General features: G+C 71.8%; 14 protein-coding genes and 1 pseudogene. 14 read left to right on the top strand and 1 reads right to left on the bottom strand.

Going from position 1 to position 19,603, the window contains the following annotated elements:
* The first annotated feature begins 19 nt into the window (after positions 1-19).
* From ABZX79_RS07700 to ABZX79_RS07680, 5 genes are all read left to right on the top strand, one after another.
* Positions 20-844, top strand: a complete 825-nt coding sequence (locus ABZX79_RS07700) for a type II secretion system F family protein (RefSeq protein WP_355253702.1) — start codon at positions 20-22, stop codon at positions 842-844.
* Entirely contained in the window at positions 841-1,632 is a 792-nt protein-coding gene (locus ABZX79_RS07695; RefSeq protein WP_355253216.1) for a type II secretion system F family protein, read from the top strand. The genes ABZX79_RS07700 and ABZX79_RS07695 overlap by 4 nt, the downstream gene beginning before the upstream one ends.
* A gap of 26 nt (positions 1,633-1,658) precedes the next feature.
* On the top strand, positions 1,659-1,859 hold the full coding sequence (locus ABZX79_RS07690; RefSeq protein ID WP_355253214.1) for a DUF4244 domain-containing protein: 201 nt from the start codon (positions 1,659-1,661) through the stop codon (positions 1,857-1,859).
* Positions 1,846-2,223, top strand: a complete 378-nt coding sequence (locus tag ABZX79_RS07685; RefSeq protein ID WP_355253700.1) for a TadE family type IV pilus minor pilin — start codon at positions 1,846-1,848, stop codon at positions 2,221-2,223. Before ABZX79_RS07690 ends, ABZX79_RS07685 begins: the two co-directional genes overlap by 14 nt.
* Before the next feature lie 167 nt (positions 2,224-2,390).
* Positions 2,391-2,849: an Rv3654c family TadE-like protein gene (locus ABZX79_RS07680; RefSeq protein ID WP_355253698.1), complete on the top strand. Its 459-nt coding sequence runs from the start codon at positions 2,391-2,393 to the stop codon at positions 2,847-2,849.
* Here ABZX79_RS07680 and ABZX79_RS07675 read toward each other — a convergent pair.
* Positions 2,836-5,289, bottom strand: a pseudogene (locus tag ABZX79_RS07675) (DEAD/DEAH box helicase); the annotation flags it as partial. The gene ABZX79_RS07680 and the pseudogene ABZX79_RS07675 sit on opposite strands and share 14 nt — an antisense overlap.
* An 81-nt stretch (positions 5,290-5,370) precedes the next feature.
* On the opposite strand from ABZX79_RS07675, the gene ABZX79_RS07670 reads away from it, so the two are divergent.
* The 9 genes from ABZX79_RS07670 (at position 5,371) to ABZX79_RS07630 (ending at position 19,601) form a co-directional block, all read left to right on the top strand.
* The gene (locus ABZX79_RS07670) at positions 5,371-5,724 is read left to right on the top strand and encodes an STAS domain-containing protein (RefSeq protein WP_028810414.1); all 354 of its coding nucleotides are present in this window, start codon (positions 5,371-5,373) and stop codon (positions 5,722-5,724) included.
* Positions 5,725-5,818: 94 nt separating this feature from the next.
* A complete protein-coding gene (locus ABZX79_RS07665) occupies positions 5,819-6,298 on the top strand; it encodes an ATP-binding protein (protein ID WP_355253210.1) in 480 nt (159 codons plus the stop codon).
* 263 nt (positions 6,299-6,561) lie between these two features.
* The gene (locus ABZX79_RS07660; RefSeq protein ID WP_355253207.1) at positions 6,562-8,979 is read left to right on the top strand and encodes a sodium-translocating pyrophosphatase; all 2,418 of its coding nucleotides are present in this window, start codon (positions 6,562-6,564) and stop codon (positions 8,977-8,979) included.
* Between the two features lie 221 nt (positions 8,980-9,200).
* Positions 9,201-9,782 (top strand): small secreted protein, encoded by a 582-nt coding sequence (locus ABZX79_RS07655; protein WP_355253204.1) that lies wholly within the window; start codon positions 9,201-9,203, stop codon positions 9,780-9,782.
* A gap of 93 nt (positions 9,783-9,875) precedes the next feature.
* On the top strand, positions 9,876-11,396 hold the full coding sequence (locus ABZX79_RS07650) for a methyltransferase (protein ID WP_355253201.1): 1,521 nt from the start codon (positions 9,876-9,878) through the stop codon (positions 11,394-11,396).
* A gap of 133 nt (positions 11,397-11,529) precedes the next feature.
* Complete coding sequence (locus ABZX79_RS07645; protein ID WP_355253198.1) at positions 11,530-11,727, top strand: hypothetical protein; 198 nt, start codon at positions 11,530-11,532, stop codon at positions 11,725-11,727.
* Positions 11,728-11,939: 212 nt separating this feature from the next.
* On the top strand, positions 11,940-14,852 hold the full coding sequence (gene topA, locus ABZX79_RS07640; RefSeq protein WP_355253195.1) for a type I DNA topoisomerase: 2,913 nt from the start codon (positions 11,940-11,942) through the stop codon (positions 14,850-14,852).
* Positions 14,853-14,999: 147 nt separating this feature from the next.
* Positions 15,000-18,215 (top strand): dTMP kinase, encoded by a 3,216-nt coding sequence (gene tmk, locus ABZX79_RS07635; protein WP_355253192.1) that lies wholly within the window; start codon positions 15,000-15,002, stop codon positions 18,213-18,215.
* Between the two features lie 171 nt (positions 18,216-18,386).
* Positions 18,387-19,601, top strand: coding sequence for a DNA polymerase III subunit delta' (locus ABZX79_RS07630; RefSeq protein ID WP_355253189.1), 1,215 nt, complete (start codon positions 18,387-18,389; stop codon positions 19,599-19,601).
* The last annotated feature ends 2 nt before the right edge of the window (positions 19,602-19,603 follow it).

Genomic DNA, 19,603 nt, shown 5'->3' with positions numbered 1-19,603 from the left:
GCCGGTGTATGCGGCGGCGATGTGCGCGGGGGCGGCGGCCTGGCTGCTGGCGGGGCGGGACCGGGACCTGCGGCGGGCGCGGCTGATGCTCGCGGGCGGGGCGGTGGACCCGGGCGGCCCGGGCGCGCTGTGGGAGCGGTTGGCGGCGCCGGTGCGGGGGCGGCTGGGGCGGGAGTGGCTCTGTGTGCCGGTCGCGGTGCTCGTGGCCGTGCTGGGCGAGTCGGTCCTGCCGTTGGTCGCGGGAGCGGTGGCTGTGCCGCTGGTGCGGCGCCGGCTGCTGGCCGGGGTGAGGCGCCGTGAGCGGGGGAAGCGGGCGGACGAGGTGATCGCGCTGTGCGCGGCGGTGGCGGGCGAGTTACGCGCCGGGAGGCAGCCGGGGCAGGCGCTGTTCACCGCCGCGGCGGGCACCGGTGGCCTGGGCGGGGCGGAGGCCGACGTGCTGGCCGCGGCGCGGTTCGGCGGGGACGTACCCGACGCGCTGCGCAGGGCCGCGCGGGAGCCGGGGGCGGACGGGCTCGTGGGGGTCGCCGCTTGCTGGCGGGTGGCAGTGGACGGCGGCGCCGGTCTCGCGGCCGGGCTCGACCGCCTGGAGGGTGCGCTGCGGGCCGAGCGCGACCAGCGCGAGGATCTCCGGGCGCAGCTGACGGGGGCGTGGGCGACGGTGGCGCTCCTGGCGCTGCTTCCGGTGGCCGGGCTGCTGATCGGCAGCGCGCTGGGGGCCGGACCGCTGCGGGTGCTGCTGCACACTCCGGCCGGGCTGGGGTGCCTGCTGGTCGGCGGGTTGTTGGAAGGGGCGGGTCTCTTCTGGGCCCGGCGGATCGTACGACGGGGGGAGGGCTCATGAGCGGGGAAATTGTCCACAGGCTGGGGGTGGTGGTGTCGGTCGCGGCCACCGCGGTGTGGCTGGCGCTCGCGCTGGCCGGGCGGCGGCGGGAGCGGTTGCTGCGCAGGCGGCTGGCGGCGCTGCTGGCCATGGAGGCGGCAGGCGCGGCCGGGGCGGGCTTCGGGCGCGGGTGGCGGTGGAGGCCCGAGTACGGAGTGCGGCTGCTGCGCTGGGGGCCGCCGCTGGCAGCCGTTGTCACCGGGTACGTGCTGGTCGGTGGGCTGACCGGCTGCGCGGTCGGGGCGGTCGCGGCGTACGGGACCGTGCGGTGGCAGCGGGGGCGCAAGCCGCGCGAAGAGGGCCCGGTCGATGCCCGCCAACTTCCGCTTGCCGCCGATCTTCTGGCGGCCTGTATCTCGGCCGGCGCGGGGCCGCGCGAGGCGGCGGAGGCGGTCGGGGATTCGCTCGGCGGCCCGGTGGGTGAGCGGCTGGCGCGGACCGCCGCCGAGCTGCGGCTCGGAGGTGAACCGGCCGACGCGTGGGGGCGGCTGGGCGCGATACCTGGCGCCGCGGGGCTGGCCCGCTGTCTGGAACGGGCGGGCGCCACCGGGGCTCCGGCGGCCGAACCCGTCGCCCGGCTGGCCGAGGGCCTCAGAGCGGAACGGGCGCGGGAGGCCGCGGCCCGGGCGCAGCGGGCGGGCGTGCTGATGGTCGGGCCGGTCGGGCTGTGCTTTCTGCCCGCCTTCCTGGTGGTCGGAGTGGCGCCCGTGGTGATCGGGCTGGCGAGCGGACTGATGAACGGCAACTGACCTTGGGGGTCGACATGTGGGTGTGGATGCGGGTGCGAGCGCGGGCACGCAGGCTGGTGTGCGGGGCGGCCGGTGGCGGGGACGCGGGGATGACGACGTCCGAGTACGCGATGGGGACGATCGCTGCCTGCGCGTTCGCGGCGGTGCTCTACAAAGTCGTCACGAGCGACATGGTCGCGGGGGCACTGGAAGCGGTCGTGGGGAGGGCACTCAATGTGCCGTTCTGAGGCCGGCGAACGGGGACGTGCGGACCGGGGCTATGTCACGGCGGAGGCGGCCGTGGTGGTGCCGGCGCTGGTGCTCTTCACCATGGCGCTGATCTGGGCGCTGATGGCGACCTCGGCGCAGATCCAGTGTGTGGACGCGGCGAGGGCGGGCGCCAGGGCCGCCGCACGGCAGGAGCCGGCGGTCGCGTCCGTCGCGGCTGCCCGGCAGGCGGCGCCGCGCGGGGCGCGCGTCACGATCGGCAGGGAGGGGGACCTGGTGCGGGTGACCGTCGAGGCCCCCTCCCCGGGCCTCGGCGCGCTGTCCCTGACGCTCCGGGCGGAGGCGGTGGCACTGGCCGAGGAGAGCGTGGGGGTGCCGGTATGAGGGGGAGGTGGAGCGGCGGTGGTGTGCGGCATGAGCGGGGTGCCTGGAGCCCCCGGGTTGGTTCCGGCCGTTGGGGTGGTGCCGGCTATCGGGGTGGCGTCGGCCTTTGGGGTGGCGGCCATCCGGGTGGCGTCGGCCGCCGGGCCGGCCGGGGGGAGCGCAGTGGGTTGGGGCGGGGGGATCTCGGGGGCGCCACGGTGCTGGCCGTCGTGGCTGTGGCCGTGCTCGGGGCGGTGTTTGCGGGGGCGTTGGCGGCCGGGCAGGCGGTGGTGGCGCGGCATCGGGCCGGCGGTGCCGCGGACCTGGCGGCCCTCGCGGCCGCGGCGCGATGGATGCGGGGTGAGGCCGCCGCCTGCGGTGAGGCGGCCGAGGTGGCATCGGCTCAGCATGCGCGGCTGGTGAGGTGTTCCGTGTACGGCGAGGTCTCCGACGTAACGGTGGAGGCCGGTGCGGGGCCTTACAGGGTGGCCGTGAGGGCCCGGGCGGGGCACGCCGGGCCCGTGGCTGCCGGACTAACTCCGAGGGGCTCTCCGTGGCAGCAGGAGGCTTCGGGGCCTCCGGCGAAACCTGGGTATCCAGGCCATTCGGGGTATCCAGGGCGGCCTGGTCGGCCGGGGCTCCCCTGAGGAGGACGGTGAGGAGGCGGACGGCGGCGCGCTTGTTGAGCGGGTCGTTGCCGTTGCCGCACTTGGGCGACTGGATGCACGAGGGGCAACCCGCCTCGCACTCGCAGGACGCGATGGCCTCACGGGTGGCCGTCAGCCACTGGCGGGCGGTGTGGAAGGCCCGCTCGGCGAACCCGGCGCCGCCCGGATGGCCGTCGTACACGAAGACCGTCGGCAGCAGGGTGTCCGGGTGGAGCGGGATCGAGACGCCGCCGATGTCCCAGCGGTCGCAGGTGGCGAAGAGCGGGAGCATCCCGATGGAGGCGTGCTCGGCGGCGTGCAGGGCGCCGCCCAACTGCTCCGGGTTGACGCGGGCGGCGTCGAGCTGGTCCTCGGTGACCGTCCACCACACGGCGCGGGTGCGGAGCGTCCGGGGAGGGAGGTCGAGTTTGGTCTCACCGAGCACTTCGCCGGTGATGAGTTTGCGGCGGAGGAAGGAGACGACCTGGTTGGTGACTTCGACAGAGCCGAAGCAGAGGCGGCCTTCGCCCCACGGGATCTCGGTGTCGGTCTCCAGGACGGAGATGGCGGTGGTGTCGCGGGCGGTGGTGGAGTACGGCGGGTTCGCCTCCTCGACCAGGGCGACAGCGCCGTGCGGGTCGTCCAGGTCCAGGTGCCGCACCAGGTACGTACGGCCCTGGTGGAGGTGGACCGCGCCGTCGTGGACGGAGGCGTGGGCGGCTGACGCGTCGACCGTGCCGAGGAGCCGGCCGGTGTCCGCCTCGACGATCTGCACGGGGCGACCGCCCTCGCCCCGGATGTCGGTGAGGTCGGCGGCCCGCTCCCGGCGGGTCCAGTACCAGGACTTGCCCCGGCGGCGGAGCAGGTTGGCAGCCTCCAGCTGCGGCATGAGTTCGGCGGCGGCCGGGCCGAAGAGCTCCATGTCGGCATCGGTGAGCGGGTGCTCGGCAGCGGCGGCGCACAGATGGGGGGCGAGGACGTACGGATTGGCGGGGTCCAGGACGGTGGATTCCACCGGTTGGCGGAACAGGGCGTCGGGATGGTGGACGAGGTACGTGTCCAGCGGGTCGTCGCGGGCGACCAGGACCGCCAGGGCGCCCTCACCCGAACGGCCGGCCCGGCCGGCCTGCTGCCAGAGGGAGGCGCGGGTGCCGGGGTATCCGGCGATGACGACGGCGTCCAGGCCCGACACGTCGACGCCGAGTTCGAGTGCGGTGGTGGCGGCGAGGCCGAGGAGCTCGCCGGAGTGCAGGGCACGCTCCAGGGCGCGGCGTTCCTCCGGGAGGTAGCCGCCGCGATAGGCGGCGACCCGGGCCGGGAGCGAGCGGTCGACGGCGGCCAGGCGTTCCTGGGCGATGAGGGCGATCAGCTCGGCGCCGCGCCGGGAGCGTACGAAAGCGACCGAGCGGACGCCCTGCACGGTCAGGTCGGTGAGGAGGTCGGCGGTCTCGGCGGTCGCGGTCCGGCGTACGGGCGCTCCCTTCTCGCCCTGCAGTTCGGTGAGCGGCGGCTCCCAGAGGGCGAACACCAGTTCGCCGCGCGGGGAGGCGTCGTCCGCGACCTCCCGGACGGCGAGGCCGGTCAGGCGGCCGGCGGACACGGCGGGTTCCGCGGAGGTGGCGGAGGCGAGGAGGAAGACGGGATTCGCGCCGTAGCGGGCGCACAGGCGGCGAAGACGGCGGATCACCTGGGCCACGTGCGAGCCGAAGACTCCGCGGTAGGTGTGGCACTCGTCGATGACGACGTAGCGCAGGGCGCGCAGGAAGGAGGCCCAGCGGGGATGGGAGGGGAGTATCCCCAGATGGAGCATGTCCGGATTGGTGAGGACGTAGTTGGCGTACTGACGTACCCATTCGCGTTCCTCGACCGGCGTGTCGCCGTCGTACACCGCCGGCCTGACGGCGTTGCCCAGCGGCGCGGCGAGGGCCTTCACCGCGCGGCGCTGGTCGGCCGCGAGGGCCTTGGTGGGGGCGAGGTAGAGGGCCGTCGTGCCGCGCCCGTTCGGTGCTTCGGAGCCGTCGAGGAGGGTGGTGAGGACGGGGGCCAGATAGGCGAGCGACTTGCCGGACGCCGTGCCGGTGGAGATGACGACCGACTCGCCGTCCAGTGCGTGCTCGGCGGCCTGCGCCTGGTGGGTCCACGGATGCTCGATCCCGGCGGCCTGAATCGCCGCGATCACTTCCGTACGGATGCGGTCGGGCCACACTGCATGAGAACCCGCACGTGGGGGCAAGTGCTCCGTATGAGTGATGCGCGAGGACCGGCTCTCGCCTGCGGAGAGCCGGTGGAGGACCGTACGGGGAGAGGGGCGCGCACCCGCATTCTCCGTAGGTCTGCTGGGACGGTGATTCTTGGCCATCGGCACCGAGTGTGTCACTGGCGTGAAGGACAATGGTTCCAAGGCATCGTGCATGCCTGCAGGTAAGTGATTGAATGCCATCGCGGCTGGCGTTCCGTCCTCTGGCTCCGCCGGGGAGACCTCAGGGGGGCGGCCGCTCGATAGCAAGGTGCTGGAGGATCCGTGGACCTGTCCCTGTCGACTCGCAACGTGTCTGGACCTGGTGGCGACCGTACGGTCGTCGAGGTCGGTGGCGAGATTGATGTGTATACCGCGCCCAAGCTGCGCGAGCAGTTGGTCGAGTTGGTGAACGACGGCAGCTACCACCTGGTTGTCGACATGGAGGGCGTGGACTTCCTCGACTCCACCGGGCTCGGCGTGCTCGTGGGCGGACTCAAGCGTGTGCGGGCCCATGAGGGCTCGCTGCGTCTGGTCTGCAACCAGGAGCGCATTCTCAAGATCTTCCGAATCACCGGGCTGACCAAGGTGTTCCCCATTCACACCTCGGTCGACGAAGCCGTCAACGCCACCGACTGACGGCTTCCGGGACCACCGGAAGAAGGACCAGGGGCACCGGGCCGCAGGCCTGGGCCCCTGAGAAGCACGCCCGTACGTCCGAGGGGGACCGCAGATGGCCACCGTTGAACTCCGCTTCAGCGCCCAGCCCGAGCACGTCAGGACGGCCCGCCTGGTGGCGGCCGCCGTGGCGCGCCGGGCCGGGGTGGACGAGGCGGTGCTGGACGAAGTCCGACTCGCGGTCGGCGAAGCGTGCACCCGTGCGGTGGGACTCCACCGCAGCAATGGCATCTCGGCTCCGGTCCGGGTCGCTCTGACCGAGGAGGAGAAGTCGTTCTCCATCGAGGTCGGGGACGAGGTGCCTGGTTCGGGTGGCGGTGCGGCCGGATCGGTCCCCGGGGTGCGTGGCGCCACCGGGGCCGGGTCCGAGTCCGGGGGAGCCGGCGCCGAATCCGACGCCGATGCCGACGGTGAGGACGAGATGGGGTTGGCGGTCATCAGTGGACTCGTCGACGATGTCGAAGTCGTCACCGGCGCGTCCGGCGGCACCATCCGCATGACCTGGCCGACGACACCGGCTGCCGTTTCCCCCTGATCTTCTGCCGGTCCTTGTGGACCGGATCTTTTCCGTGAGGCCCTGCTGAGCAGGGCCTTTCGTATTTCCCTAGATCTTTCTGGGAGATCATTCCGAAATCGCCAATGCGTTTGCCCCATTACCGCTTTCGAGGGGATTGCGGGAACGCGATCATTTGCTGAGTGGCAAGCGAAGGTCAATTCGGTTTGCGGCGCTCTGTTTTGATCAGCTTCCGCTCCCTACAATCCGTCCACATCTTGAGCGCTGAGCGTCAAGGAGGACGAATGGCGGGGCTCTTCACATCGCAGCAGCTGGACCACCCCTCTACTCTCGCGGCAGCGGTACTCACCGACGAGAACCGGATCATCGTGATCGTCATCGCCGTAGTGGCACTGGCGGCCCTGGTCGTCGCCCAGCTGCTGGTACGTCAGGTACTGGCAGCCGGCGAAGGCACCGACAAGATGAAAGAGATCGCGGCGGCGGTGCAGGAGGGCGCGAATGCCTATCTTGCACGGCAGTTGCGCACACTCGGCGTTTTCGCCGTCGTGGTGTTTTTCCTGCTCTTGCTGCTTCCGGCCGACAACTGGACGCAGCGCGCCGGACGTTCCGTATTCTTCCTGGTCGGCGCGCTTTTCTCGGCGGCGACGGGTTACATCGGGATGCGTCTGGCCGTACGCAGCAATGTGCGTGTGGCAGCCGCCGCGCGTGAAGCCACTCCGGCGGAGGGTGAGCCGGAAAAGGATCTTACGGCGGTCTCGCACAAAGCAATGAAGATCGCTTTCCGTACGGGCGGCGTGGTCGGCATGTTCACGGTGGGCCTCGGCCTGCTCGGTGCCTCCTGTGTGGTCCTCGTGTACGCCGCCGACGCGCCCAAGGTGCTGGAAGGGTTCGGACTCGGCGCCGCGCTCATCGCGATGTTCATGCGAGTCGGCGGCGGCATCTTCACCAAGGCCGCCGACGTGGGCGCCGACCTGGTCGGCAAGGTCGAACAGGGCATCCCGGAGGACGATCCGCGCAATGCCGCGACCATCGCCGACAACGTGGGCGACAACGTCGGCGACTGCGCGGGCATGGCGGCCGACCTCTTCGAGTCGTACGCCGTGACGCTCGTCGCGGCGCTCATCCTCGGCAAGGTGGCCTTCGGCGACGCCGGACTGGCCTTTCCGCTGATCGTTCCGGCGATCGGCGTGGTCACCGCGATGATCGGCATCTTCGCGGTGGCCCCGCGGCGCGCCGACCGCAGCGGAATGTCCGCCATCAACCGCGGCTTCTTCATCTCCGCGGCGATCTCGCTCGTCCTGGTCGCGGTGGCGGTCTTCGTCTACCTGCCGTCCTCGTACGCCGACCTGGACGGCGTCACCGACGCCGTCGTCAAGGGACACGAGGGCGACCCGAGGGTGCTGGCGCTCGTCGCCGTCGCCATCGGCATCGTCCTGGCCGCCCTGATCCAGCAACTGACGGGGTATTTCACCGAGACGAACCGGCGCCCCGTCAGGGACATCGGCAAGTCCTCGCTGACGGGCCCCGCCACCGTCGTCCTCGCCGGTATCGCCATCGGCCTGGAGTCCGCCGTCTACACCGCGCTGCTCATCGGCCTCGGCGTGTACGGCGCGTTCCTGCTCGGCGGTACGTCGGTCATGCTCGCCCTCTTCGCGGTGGCCCTGGCCGGCACCGGCCTGCTCACCACCGTCGGTGTCATCGTCGCCATGGACACCTTCGGCCCCGTCTCCGACAACGCGCAGGGCATCGCCGAGATGTCCGGCGACGTCACGGGCGCGGGCGCGCAGGTCCTCACCGACCTGGACGCCGTCGGCAACACCACCAAGGCCATCACCAAGGGCATCGCCATCGCCACCGCGGTCCTCGCGGCGGCCGCGCTGTTCGGCTCGTACAAGGACGCCATCGCGACGGCACGCGACGACGTCGGGGCGAAAGTCGGGGAGCTGGGGCTCCAGATGGACATCTCCCAGCCCAACAACCTGGTCGGGCTGATGCTCGGCTCCGCGGTCGTCTTCCTCTTCTCGGGGCTGGCGATCAACGCGGTGTCCAGGTCGGCGGGCGCGGTGGTCTTCGAGGTGCGGCGGCAGTTCCGCGAGCACCCCGGGATCATGGATTACACGGAGAAGCCGGAGTACGGCCGGGTGGTCGACATCTGCACCAAGGACGCGCTGCGCGAGCTGACCACACCGGGCCTGCTGGCCGTGCTGACGCCGATCGCGGTCGGCTTCTCGCTGGGCGTCGGCGCGCTCGGCTCGTTCCTCGCGGGCGCCATCGGGACCGGCACGCTGATGGCCGTCTTCCTCGCCAACTCCGGCGGCGCGTGGGACAACGCCAAGAAGCTCGTCGAAGACGGTCATCACGGCGGCAAGGGCAGCGACGCCCACGCCGCGACCGTCATCGGCGACACGGTCGGCGACCCGTTCAAGGACACCGCGGGTCCCGCGATCAACCCGCTGCTGAAGGTGATGAACCTGGTGGCGCTGCTCATCGCTCCCGCGGTGGTGCAGTTCAGTTACGGCGCCGACGCCAGCGCCGGAGTGCGCGCGGTGGTGGCGACGCTCGCCATCGCCGTCGTCGTCGGCGCGGTGTACGTCTCCAAGCGGCGCGGAATCGCCGTGGGTGACGAAGACAACTCCGGAGGAGTCTCCGGACGGGTACCCAAGCCGGCGGATCCGCCGGTGCCGTCCAAGGTCGTCTCGTAGGAGTAGTCGTAACGCCTGATCAGTGGGCGGGCGGACGGCGCGTGCTGACGCGGCGTCCGCCCGCCGCTATGGGTCCGCCGCTGTTCCGCGGCTGCTTCGTGAGGTGTCTCTCGCTTGGTGCAAATGGCTTCAATAGCGTATGTAATGGACGCACGGCATGCGGTTGTCGCCCACTTGGCGTGTATGTTCCGGGGCCGAGAGCCTTGGAAGGGACCAATCCGGTGAACAAGAAGTTTGCGGCCGCGCTGTCCGGCGGTGCGGTACTGGCAATGGCGCTGTCCGGCTGCGGCGACGACGACAGTGACGACAAGGTCAACGACTGGGCGAAGACGGTCTGCGACCAGGTCCAGCCCCAGCTGAAGAAGATCTCGGACGCCAACACCTCCATCCAGAAGCAAACCGCGGACAACAGCAAGCCCGTCGACGTCCAGCGGACGGACTCCCGGGCCTTCCAGCAGATCTCGGACGCCTACAAGGCGATGGCCACCGCCGTGGACAAGGCGGGCGCCCCGCCGGTCGACGACGGCGAGACGACCCAGAGGGACGCGGTCAAGGAGCTCAACGCGTCCTCGGCGGCGTACGCCGGGCTGCGCAAGCAGGTCGACGGGCTCGACACCGACGACCAGGCGAAGTTCGCGGACGGCCTCAAGGGCGTCGCGGACGAACTGAACAAGATCAGCAGGAGCGGCGACCGCGCGCTCCAGAAGCTCCAGTCGGGCGAGGTCGGCCAGGCGATGGCCAAGCAGCCCGGCTGCCGGAAGCCGGGCGCGACGCCCGCCTCCCCGGCGTCCCCGGACGCGTAATCGCGGCGCATACGGCCCTGCCGCGCGGCCCGGTACCCCACAAGGGGGCCGGGCCGCGCGGCTTTTGTCAGCGGCAGCGGTGACAATGGCCGGGTGAGTACGACCAGACTCCCCGCGCCCGAAAGCTCCGCCCGCCTCCGCGACGCGCTCCTCGCCGCCGAATTCACCGCCGACGGGCTGCTCGAACTGCTCGGCGCGCCCGCGTACGCGGCGCTCGCCCGCAGCGAGACCGTGCCCGCTCTGCGCTGCACGCGCGGCGGCAGCCCGCTCGAAACGCTCGTGCGGCTCTTCCTGCTCCAGCAGGCCGTGCCGGCCGCCCGCGCCCGCGCCGCCCTGCCCCTGGAGCAGTGCCTGGCCGACGGCTGGCTGGTGCGCGAGGGTGCGGATGGGGGCGGGGGCGCGGACGGCGGCGTACGGGCCACTGTGGACGTACGGCCCTACGGCGGCGAGGAGGGCCAGGACTGGTTCATCGTCTCCGACCTCGGCCGCGCGGTCGGCGGCGCCGGTGGCGCGGGCACCCGCGAGGAGGGTGTCGTCCTCGGCGTCGGTGGCGCGTCCACCACGCTCGCCGGGATCACCGTCCGTGCGCCGGTCTCCAGCGCCCTCGACCTCGGCACCGGGTCCGGCATTCAGGCCCTGCACGCCGCGCAGCACGCGGTGAAGGTCACCGCCACCGACCTGAACCCGCGCGCCCTCCAGTTCGCGCGGCTCACCCTCGGGCTCTCCGGGGCGCCCGAAGCCGATCTGCGCGAGGGCTCCCTCTACGAGCCGGTCGGCAAGGACACGTTCGATCTGATCGTGTCCAACCCGCCCTTCGTCATCTCGCCGGGTGCGCGGCTGACGTACCGCGACGGGGGAATGGGCGGGGACGATCTGTGCCGCCTGCTCGTTCAGGGAGCGGGGGAGCGCCTGAACGACGGGGGGTACGCGCAGTTCCTCGCCAACTGGCAGCACGTGGAGGGCGAGGAGTGGCAGGAGCGGCTGCGCTCCTGGGTGCCGCGCGGGTGCGACGCGTGGATCGTGCAGCGCGAGGTGCAGGACATCACGCAGTACGCCGAACTGTGGCTGCGCGACAGCGGCGACCACCGCTCCGATCCCGCCCAGTACGCCGCGCTATACGACGCCTGGCTGGACGAGTTCGAGGCCCGCAAGACCAAGGGCGTCGGCTTCGGCTGGATCACGCTGCGCAAGTCCGGCGCCGAGAATCCCTCGATCACCATCGAGGAGTGGCCGCACCCCGTCGAACAGCCGCTCGGGCCGGTCGTACGGGCCCATTTCGAGCGCCAGGACTACCTGCGGACGCACGACGACGCGGCGCTGCTCGCCGGCCACTTCAAGCTCGCCGACGAAGTCGTGCAGGAGCAGATCGGGCTGCCGGGCGCGGAAGACCCGGAGTACGTGGTGCTGCGCCAGAACCGGGGCATGCGGCGCGCGACGAAGGTCGACACGGTCGGCGCGGGCTTCGCGGGGGTGTCCGACGGGTCGCTCAGCGCGGGCCGCATCCTCGACGCCATCGCGCAACTGCTCGGGGAGGACCCGGTGCTGCTGCGGGACCGTACGCCCGAGGCGATCCGGCTGCTGGTCGAGCAGGCGTTCCTGGAGCCGCTGGACTGAGCCGGCCGGCTCAGCCCCTTGCCGCCCACACGCCGTTCACCGGCAGTTCGCGTCCAGGTCGCCGGGCGGTGTTCCTGGGGTGCCAGCCTCACCGTCCGGGGAGCCAGGTCGGCGACGGTGAGGGGTTACGGGGATGGAGAGCGGGCCAGCGGTTTTCGCCGGAGCGGCGTTCACGCTGTTCGGGGCCGGACTGCTGTGGTGGACGGGGGCGCGCGCTCTGCACCGCGCGCCGGTGGCGTACGGAACGAGCCCCGCGATCTCCTTCGCGCTGGCCACCGCGTTCGGAGTGGCCTTCGTCGTTCTCGGAGTGTGGTGTTTCGGCCGGATCTGATCGGAAGAGATCCACACGGCATCTCCACGAGGTCTTAAGTGGGGTCCCGCAGAGGTGGTCGGGCGGTCCGGGCGGCAGGAATGCCGGGAGTCGGGTTACCGTTCGAGTGGCCGTTGCGGGCTTTTGCCGTTTGACACGGGGACGGGTTGTACCGTCACACTCCGCAGCGTCACGTATGGACCACTGAGTGTCGACCGGAGAGAAGAGCCAAGTTGTCCCCGACCAGCGAGACCGCACACGGCGGCCGCCGACTCGTCATCGTCGAGTCGCCCGCCAAGGCGAAGACGATCAAGGGCTACCTCGGCCCTGGCTATGTCGTCGAGGCGAGCGTCGGGCACATCCGCGACCTCCCGAACGGCGCCGCCGAGGTGCCCGACAAGTACACCGGCGAGGTGCGCCGCCTCGGCGTCGACGTAGAGAACGACTTCCAGCCGATCTATGTCGTCAATGCTGACAAGAAGTCGCAGGTCAGGAAGCTCAAGGAGCTCCTCGCGGAGTCCGACGAACTCTTCCTCGCCACCGATGAGGACCGCGAGGGCGAAGCCATCGCGTGGCACCTCCTGGAAGTCCTGAAGCCCAAGGTTCCGGTCCACCGGATGGTGTTCCACGAGATCACCAAGGACGCGATCCGCGAGGCCGTGTCCAATCCGCGTGACCTGAACAAGCCCATGGTCGACGCACAGGAGACGCGCCGCATCCTCGACCGTCTTTACGGCTACGAGGTCTCGCCGGTCCTGTGGAAGAAGGTCATGCCCCGGCTGTCCGCCGGACGTGTCCAGTCCGTCGCCACACGTCTCGTCGTCGTACGGGAACGCGAGCGCATCGCTTTTCGTTCTGCTGAGTACTGGGACCTGACCGGCACGTTCTCCACGGGACGCACCGGTGACGCCTCCGACCCGTCCTCTCTGGTCGCCCGCCTGACGACGGTCGATGGCAGGCGCGTCGCCCAGGGCCGCGATTTCAGCTCCGTGGGACAACTGAAGAGTGACGTCCTTCACCTCGACGAGGCGAACGCGCGCTCCCTGGCCGCCGCTCTCGCCGACTCGCCGTTCGCCGTCCGCTCGGTCGAGTCGAAGCCGTACCGCCGCTCGCCGTACGCCCCGTTCCGTACGACGACCCTCCAGCAGGAGGCCTCGCGCAAGCTGGGCTTCGGCGCCAAGTCCACGATGCAGGTCGCGCAGAAGCTGTACGAGAACGGCTTCATCACGTACATGCGTACGGACTCCACGACGCTCTCCGACACCGCGGTCCAGGCGGCCCGCGCCCAGGTGACGCAGCTGTACGGCGCCCAGTACCTGCCGGACAAGCCCCGCACGTACGCCGCGAAGGTCAAGAACGCGCAGGAGGCGCACGAGGCGATCCGCCCCTCGGGCGATCGCTTCCGCACCCCTGCCGAGACCGGCCTGAGCGGCGACCAGTTCCGGCTGTACGAGCTGATCTGGAAGCGCACCGTCGCCTCCCAGATGAAGGACGCCGTCGGAAACAGCGTGACGGTGAAGATCGGCGGCCGGGCGAGCGACGGCCGCACTGGGACATTTAACGACGTCGAGTTCTCCGCCTCCGGCAAGACGATCACCTTCCACGGCTTCATGAAGGCGTACGTCGAAGGCGCCGACGACCCGAACGCCGAGCTCGACGACCGTGAGCGCAGGCTCCCGCAGGTCGCCGAGGGCGACGCGCTCTCGTCCGAGGAGATCTCGGTCGACGGGCACGCCACCAAGCCGCCGGCCCGCTACACCGAGGCCTCGCTGGTCAAGGAGCTCGAAGAGCGCGAGATCGGCCGCCCGTCGACGTACGCCTCGATCATCGGCACGATCCTCGACCGCGGATATGTCTTCAAGAAGGGCACGGCGCTCGTGCCGTCCTTCCTGAGCTTCGCCGTGGTCAACCTGCTGGAGAAGCACTTCGGCCGGCTCGTCGACTACGACTTCACGGCGAGGATGGAGGACGACCTCGACCGCATCGCGCGAGGCGAGGCCCAGGCCGTGCCGTGGCTGAAGCGCTTCTACTTCGGTGAGGGCGGCGACGAGGGCATCGCCGGTGTCGCTCCGGGCGGTGCGGCGGACGCCGGGAACGGCGACGGCGACCACCTCGGCGGCCTCAAGGAGCTCGTCACCGACCTCGGTGCGATCGACGCCCGTGAGATCTCCTCCTTCCCGGTCGGCGAAGGCATCGTGCTGCGCGTCGGCCGCTACGGCCCGTACGTGGAGCGCGGCGAGAAGGACGCGGAGGGCCACCAGCGCGCCGACGTGCAGGACGACCTGCCGCCCGACGAGCTGACCGTCGAGTACGCCGAGGAGCTGCTGGCCAAGCCGAGCGGCGACTTCGAGCTGGGCACGGACCCGGCGACGGGCCACCAGATCGTGGCGAAGGACGGCCGGTACGGCCCGTACGTCACGGAGATCCTTCCCGAGGGCACTCCGAAGACCGGCAAGAACGCGGTCAAGCCGCGGACGGCGTCGCTCTTCAAGTCGATGTCCCTCGACACGGTGACGCTGGAGGACGCGCTCAAGCTGATGTCGCTGCCGCGCGTCGTCGGCACCGACGCCGAGGGCGTCGAGATCACCGCGCAGAACGGCCGGTACGGCCCGTACCTCAAGAAGGGCACGGACTCGCGCTCCCTGGAGACCGAGGACCAGCTCTTCTCGATCACGCTCGAAGAGGCGCTGGCGATCTACGCCCAGCCCAAGCAGCGGGGCCGCGCGGCAGCGAAGCCGCCGCTCAGGGAACTGGGTACGGACCCGGTCAGTGAGCGTCCGGTGGTCGTGAAGGACGGGCGCTTCGGCCCGTACGTCACGGACGGCGAGACGAACGCGACGCTGCGGACCGACGACAGCGTGGAGGACATCACCCCCGAGCGGGGTTATGAGCTCCTCGCCGAGAAGCGCGCCAAGGGCCCGGCGAAGAAGAAGACCGCCAAGAAGGCCCCGGCGAAGAAGGCCACGGCGAAGAAGACCGCCGCCAAGAAGACGACCACGGCGAAGACTGCCGCGGCGAAGAAGACGGCGGCCAAGAAGACGACCACGGCGACGGCGGCGAAGACCACCGCTGCCAAGAAGACCGCCGCCAAGAAGGCTCCGGCCAAGAAGGCGTCGTCGGCTTCGGCTTCTGCTTCGGAGGAGTAGTAGTCACAGGATGTTCACAGCCCCTGGTGCCCTTTCGGCGCCGGGGGCTGTTTCCGTGTTCGGGTGCGAGGGCCGGATGGGGCTCGGAGCAGACGTTTGTTCGGGCGCGGCCTCCGGGGAGCAGCGGCGTCCGGATAGGCTGGGCGGATGACGCGAGCCGAGCAGCCAACGGTCGTGAGCCCTACCTCCGACGCACTAGCCGCAGACTCACGCGAGCGAGCCGTACGAGCCCTGCTGCGCATTCCCCCGCTCAGGCGGTTGTGGAGCGCGCAGCTCGTCGGCAATACCGGCGACGCCCTCGCCCTTCTCGTGCTGCTGTTGCTGTCGCTTCAGGTGGCGATCTCGGAAGGGTCGTTCGGCGGTGGTTATCGCGGTGCGGCCTTCGCGGTCGCCACGGTGTTCGGGGCTCGGATCCTTGCCACCTTCATCTTCGGAGCCCTGCTCCTGGGCCCGGTCTCCACGCTGACCGGGCCGTCGGGGCCGCTCGACCGCCGCTGGACGATGATCGGCGCGGACGGGCTGCGGCTCGGCCTCCTCGTCGTCGCACCGCTGTGGATCGACTGGACGCCTGACACGGCGCAGGCCGTACTCATGATCACCGCTTTCGTCGCCGGCGTGGCCGAGCGCTTCTGGACGGTCGCCAAGGAGGGCGCCGCCCCCGCGCTGCTGCCCGCCCCGCCCCCGGAGGGCGCGACGGTACGGCCGCTGCCCGACCACCTGGACGCGCTGCGCCGGCTGTCGCTGCGTACGAGCTTCGTCGCCCTGCCCGCGGCCGCCGCCGTGCTGCTGGCCGCGACGCTGGTCGGGAATCTGCTCGGCACCGGCATCGACTGGTTCTCGCAGCACCAGGCGGCCCTCGGGTCGTACGTCGCCGCGGGGCTCTTCGCCGCATCCGTATCGACGCTGTTCTTCCTCGAACTGCCCGACGCTCAGACGCCCCGCGCGCGTTCGCCGCTGGAGGGCCTGCGCCGGCCCAAGACCGGCACGGGCGTGGACAAGGGACGCACGGGCGCGATCCGGCTCATCGTCCTGGCCTGCGCCGCGGTCGCCGGAGCGGTCGCCGCCGCGGCGGCCGTCGCCGTACTGCACGCGAAGGACCTCGGCGGCGGTCCCGTCACCTTCGCCCTGCTCTTCCTCGCCCTGACCGGCGGCAGCGTCATCGGGATCCGCAGCGCGCAGAAGGTGCTGCCCACGCTGTCGCGGCGCCGCCTGCTGTCGCTCGCGATCGCCGTCACCGGCATCGCGCTGCTGGCCATGGGCGTGGTGCCGGACACGGCGACTGTTCTGATGATCACGCTGCTGGCCGGTTTCTCCGCCGGAGTCGCCGCGAACACCGGGCACACGCTGCTCGACCAGGAGACCGAGGACTTCCGGCGGGCACGTACGACCGAGCACCTGCACGCCGTCGTACGGGTCTACATGGCCCTCGGCGCGGTCGTGGCCCCGGTTCTCGCCGCCGCGATCGGCCCGCACCGCCTCGCCAGCGGCAGCTTCGTCTTCGCCCACGGCGGCGCGGCCTTCACCCTGATGCTCGTCGGGGCGCTGCTGCTGCCGGTGGCCGCGCTCGTACTCGCGAAGGCGGACGACCGCCAGGGCGTGCCGCTGCGGCGCGATCTGCGCGAGGCGCTGCGGGGCGGCGAGCCCGACCAGGCGCCCGCCGCGACGGGCTTCTTCATCGCCATGGAGGGCGGCGACGGGGCGGGCAAGTCCACCCAGGTCGAGGCGCTCGCCGAGTGGATCCGCAACAAGGGCCACGAGGTCGTCGTCACGCGCGAGCCCGGCGCCACGCCCATCGGCAAGCGGCTGCGCTCGATCCTGCTGGACGTGTCGAGCGCGGGTCTGTCGAACCGGGCTGAGGCGCTGTTGTACGCCGCCGACCGGGCGGAGCACGTCGATTCCGTCGTACGTCCGGCGCTGGAGCGCGGCGCTGTCGTGATCACTGACCGGTACGTCGACTCGTCGGTGGCGTACCAGGGCGCGGGGCGCGATCTGTCGCCGACCGAGATCGCCCGTATCTCGCGCTGGGCTACGGACGGACTCGTACCGCATCTGACGGTGCTGCTCGACGTCTCGCCGGAAACCGCGCGCGAACGCTTCACCGAGGCGCCGGACCGGCTGGAGTCCGAGCCGCCGGAGTTCCACGCGCGCGTGCGGCACGGTTTCCTGACGCTGGCCGCCGCCGATCCGGGGCGCTACCTGGTGGTGGACGCCGGTCAGGACCCGGAATCGGTCACCACGGTCGTACGCCACCGGCTGGACCGGATGCTGCCCCTCTCCGACGCCGAGGTGAAGGCACAGGAGGACGCGCGGAAGGCCGCCGAGGAAGAGGCGCGGCGGCTCGCCGAGGAGGAGGCCGCGCGCAAGGCTGAGGAGGAGCGGCTGGAGCGCGAGCGGCAGGAACAGCTCGCCAGGCTCCGCGCCGAGGAGGAGGAGCGCAAGCGCCGCGAGATCGAAGAGGCGCGGCAGCGCGAGGTCGAACGGCAGGCGGAGGAGGCGCGTCGGCGGGCCGAGGAGGCACGCCGGCTGGCCGAGGAGGAGCGGCTGCGCCGCGAGGCGGAGGAGAAGGCGCGGGAGGCCGAGCAGGAACGGCTGCGCAGGCAGGCCGCGGAGGAGGCCCGGCTGCGGGCCGAGGCGGAGGAACGCCGCCGGGAGAAGCAGCGCAGGGCGGAAGAGGCGCTGCTGCGGGCGGAGGAGGCGCGACGGCTCGCGGAGTCGGCTGAGGCTGCTGCCGCAGCGGCGGCGGTGTCGTCGGCGGCGTCGGCCGCGTCGATGGATTCGGCCCCGGTCGCGGCGGAGCCGGAACCGTCCGACGCCGAGCTGACTGTGCCTACGCCGGTCGTGCGCCCGGACGAGGTGACGCAGACGGTGGAGACGCCGCGTGTCGACATGCGCAAGGAAGACCCGCCGGCCGCGCGTGCTGCGGACGATACGGCCGTGCTGCGGCCGGTGCGGGATGTACGGGATGGGCGGGACGCACGGGGTGCGGGGCCGGCGGCCGACGAGACTGCCGTCCTGCCGCCGGTGCGTGACGTGCGGCCCGCGGACGAGACGGCGGTGCTGCCCCAGGTGCGGGACGAGCCTTCGGACCGGGTGCCGCCGGGGTTCTTCCGTGACGAAGCGTCTGAGGACCGCCGCGACGGCGAAGACAGCAATGAACGTACGCGCGAGCTGCCGTGGCTGGATCCGGAGGCCGCGCACCCGACTGCCGGCCAGAACGCGCGTGCGTCGCGTCGGCGCTCCGACTGGGCGGAGGAGACGCCGCTCGACGATCTGCCGTCGCTGGCGGACGAGCTGCTGGGCGGGCGGGACGCCGACGATGACGAGGACGACGGTGGGCAGAGGGGGCGGGGCGGGCGCCGGTAGGCGTGCCTTCCCGAAGCCGGGGCTCCGCCCCGGCCCCCGGACCCCGGTCCGCAAGCGCCGGACGGCTTGAGTTGGCCAGGTGGGCGGGCGATGTCAGTGGGGTCGACCACAATAGGGGCGTCGGGATTCAAGAACGCAAGAACGTGAGCGCACGGCGAAGGCGGTAACACCATGGCCGTATGGGACGACCTGGTCGGGCAGGGGCGGGTTCAGGCGCAGCTGGCCGCCGCCGCCAAGGACGCCGACGCGCTCGTGACCGCCGTCGCCGACCGGTCCGGGGCGACCCTCGCCCCCGCCGCGTCGAAGATGACGCACGCCTGGCTCTTCACCGGCCCGCCGGGCTCCGGGCGCTCCACCGCCGCCCGCGCGTTCGCCGCCGCGTTGCAGTGCGTCAGCCCCGACCGGGCGCTCGGCGGGTCTCCGGGCTGCGGGTTCTGTGACGGGTGTCATACGGCCCTGGTCGGCACGCACGCCGATGTGGAGATCGTCCGTACCGACCAGCTCTCCATCGGCGTGAAGGACACCCGCGAGCTCGTCCGGCGGGCCCAGCTGTCCCCGGCGAGCGGCCGGTGGCAGGTCATCGTCCTGGAGGACGCCGACCGGCTCACCGAGGGCGCGGGCAACGTACTGCTCAAGGCCATCGAAGAGCCCGCTCCCCGTACGGTCTGGCTCCTGTGCGCACCGTCGCTGGAGGACGTCCTCCCGACCATCCGGTCCCGCTGCCGCCACCTCACGCTCAGCACGCCGTCCGTCGAGGCCGTCGCCGACGTGCTCGTACGGCGTGACGGGATCGACCCCGCGACCGCCGCGACCGCCGCGCGCGCCACTCAGGGGCACATCGGGCGGGCCCGCCGGCTCGCCACCGACGAGCGGGCGCGGGCGCGCCGCGCCGTCGTGCTGAAACTCCCGCTGCGCGTCGCCGACATCGGGGGCTGCCTCAAGGCGGCGCAGGAGCTGGTCGACGCGGCGGGCGAGGACGCCAAGCAGGTCGCCGAGGAGGTCGACGTCAAGGAGACGGACGACCTGAAGGCGGCGCTCGGCGCGGCGTCCGGCGGCCGGATGCCGCGCGGCACGGCCGGCGCGATGAAGGAGCTGGCCGACCGCCAGAAGCGCCGCTCCACCCGTACGCAGCGGGACAGCCTCGACCTCGCGCTGACCGACCTGACCGGGTTCTACCGCGACGTACTCGCGCTCCAGCTCGGCTCGCGGGTCGCCCTCGCCAACGAGGACGTAAGGGACTCCCTCGACCGCATCGCGCAGAGCTCGACCCCGGAGCGCACCCTGCGCCGGATAGAGGCGATCATCGCCTGCCGGCAGGCGCTGGACCGCAATGTCGCGCCGCTGCTCGCGGTGGAGGCGATGACGGTGGCGCTGCGCGCCGGCTGAGC

It is taken from the genome of Streptomyces sp. NPDC002994, from assembly GCF_040611155.1.
Taxonomy (GTDB): Bacteria; Actinomycetota; Actinomycetes; order Streptomycetales; family Streptomycetaceae; genus Streptomyces.
The sequence above is the reverse complement of the archived record's forward strand: the minus strand, read 5'-3'. Positions and strand labels throughout refer to the sequence as shown.